This is a genomic window from Caldicoprobacter sp., assembly GCF_047459465.1.
Classification (GTDB): Bacteria; Bacillota; Clostridia; order Caldicoprobacterales; family Caldicoprobacteraceae; genus Caldicoprobacter.
In genome coordinates, this window is sequence record NZ_VSCO01000213.1 from 1 (window position 1) to 1,985 (window position 1,985).

The window sequence follows — 1,985 nt, forward strand, 5'->3', positions numbered from 1 at the left end:
CTTCTTTGTTGCTTTTACGATGCCCTTTGAAACCAGCCTTCTTAAAAATGTGTGGATGGTTTTCGGATCCCAACCGGTATCAGCCAATGCTTTGACTATATCCGAAGAAAAAATTGGATTATTATCCCACAGTACCTGCATTATTTTCAGTTCCGAATCGGATATTTTCACCTTTTTCACCGTTCACACCCCCGATGTCCTATCATTACACCATATCACGTATTACAATAGTAATACGCCGTAACAATATATTACTATTGTAATACCGATTTGTCAATAAAAGAAAGGCCCAAATGGCTATGTTAAAAAAATTTGGACAAAACCTCATAAAAAAATACAAAACCCGGTGAACATGTGATAAAATATTTGACGATAAAGACATACTCAAAATCTCCCCCTAATATAATTAATATCAAGAGATTGGTTGGGGGGGAGAATATGTTGAATAGAAAGAGCGCTGCCTTGATAGCAATTGTTGTTGCTTTGATGCTTTTATTTACGGTGGGCTGTAACGCGGTAAAGACCAAAGAAGAATTTGAAGGGGAGCTGCCGCAAGGTTTTGAATCAGGTGAAGGCGCCGAAGACCTTGGAGATGCCGAGGATGAAAACCTGCGTGAGACCGTCGTATATTATCAAAATGAAGCGGGATATCTGGTGCCAGTAATGCGCAAAATACCCTGGGAAGAGGGTATAGCTAAGGCCACTTTGAGGATGACGATAGATAGCCCTGAAATACAGCAGGACCTTATGGTTATGGGGCTTAAGGCATTGCTGCCTGCGGGTACCAAGATAAGGGGTATGTCCATAAAGGATGGACTGGCAAAGCTGGACTTGAGTAAAGAGGCTATGGAATGCGAAAACGCAGTGGCTGAACATAACATGATCCAGGGAGTAGCTTTGACCCTGGCCGAGTTTGAGACTATTGACCGGGTCCAATTCATGTTTGAGGGGAAGATCGTTGACCGGCTGAAATATGGAACCGATGTGAGCAAGCCCATTGAACCTCAGGACATAAATCTCGAGATGGGGTCCAATGCCGGCATTGATGGCGCAAAGGTTACCGTGTTTTTCCATTGCAATCCCGATGCTGTTTACGATTATATTGTGCCGGTTACCAGAATAGTTCCGACTGACAGCGTATCTATCGAGACGGCCATCCAAGAGATTTTAAATGGACCCAGCGATGACAGCCTGAGCATGGATATACCCGCAGGGACAAGATTGCTGGGGGTTGAGACGGAGAACGGTGTGGTTTCCATAAACTTCAGCGAAGAATTTGGGTATATAGCCCATTTGCCTCAAAGCGAGCCTCTGGTACTCAGATCCATAATAATGACGGCGAAGCAGTTCCCAGGAGTGGAAGAGGTAAGAATATTAATCGAGGGCAAAGAATATGAAGGCGGTGAGGTAAGCGTCTCTGCGTTTGCAAATGAATATTGATGAAAGGCAGCATGATGAGTTCTAGCTTTTAGAGCAATCATAAACATAGGAGGAATCTTGATGAGCAGGATAGACGGAAGAAAAAATGACGAATTGAGGCCTGTTAAGATGACTACCAATTACATAAAAAATGCCAACGGTTCTGTCTTCATCGAGATAGGTAATACGCGGGTGATATGCACTGCTACTGTCGAAGATAAGGTGCCGCCGTTTTTAAAGGGCACCGGCAAAGGCTGGATTACGGCCGAGTATGGCATGATTCCGGCTGCTACCCAGCTTAGAAAAGCGCGGGAGGTTACCCGGGGTAGGCCTGAAGGCCGCACCCAGGAGATTCAAAGGCTTATAGGCCGTTCGTTGCGTTCCGTCATCAATGGCGAATTGCTGGGAGAAAGGACTATATGGATAGACTGCGATGTCATTCAGGCCGATGGTGGGACCAGGACGGCTTCCATAACCGGCGGGTTTGTGGCGCTGGTATACTGTATAAAGTCTCTGCTGGATCAGGGGCTTATCGAAAAAAGCCCTGTTACCAGTTATGCTGCCGC

General features: G+C 45.5%; 3 protein-coding genes. 2 read left to right on the plus strand and 1 reads right to left on the minus strand.

Translation table 11 applies throughout. From position 1 onward, the window contains the following. Positions 1 to 180, minus strand: a 180-nt coding sequence (locus tag FWJ59_RS09450) for a BlaI/MecI/CopY family transcriptional regulator (RefSeq protein WP_414481678.1), incomplete at its 3' end; no start/stop codon positions are given. Positions 181 to 438: 258 nt separating this feature from the next. Between FWJ59_RS09450 and FWJ59_RS09455 the strand changes: the two genes are divergently transcribed. After that, on the plus strand, positions 439 to 1,440 hold the full coding sequence (locus FWJ59_RS09455; RefSeq protein ID WP_414481679.1) for a GerMN domain-containing protein: 1,002 nt from the start codon (positions 439 to 441) through the stop codon (positions 1,438 to 1,440). Positions 1,441 to 1,500: 60 nt separating this feature from the next. Continuing rightward, a partial coding sequence (gene rph / locus FWJ59_RS09460; protein WP_414481680.1) for a ribonuclease PH occupies positions 1,501 to 1,985 on the plus strand: 485 nt, incomplete at its 3' end.

What these genes read in the sequence shown, in the direction of transcription:
- FWJ59_RS09455 (WP_414481679.1), top strand. Translation starts at nt 439, where the DNA reads ATGTTGAATAGAAAGAGCGCTGCCTTGATAGCAATTGTTGTTGCTTTG.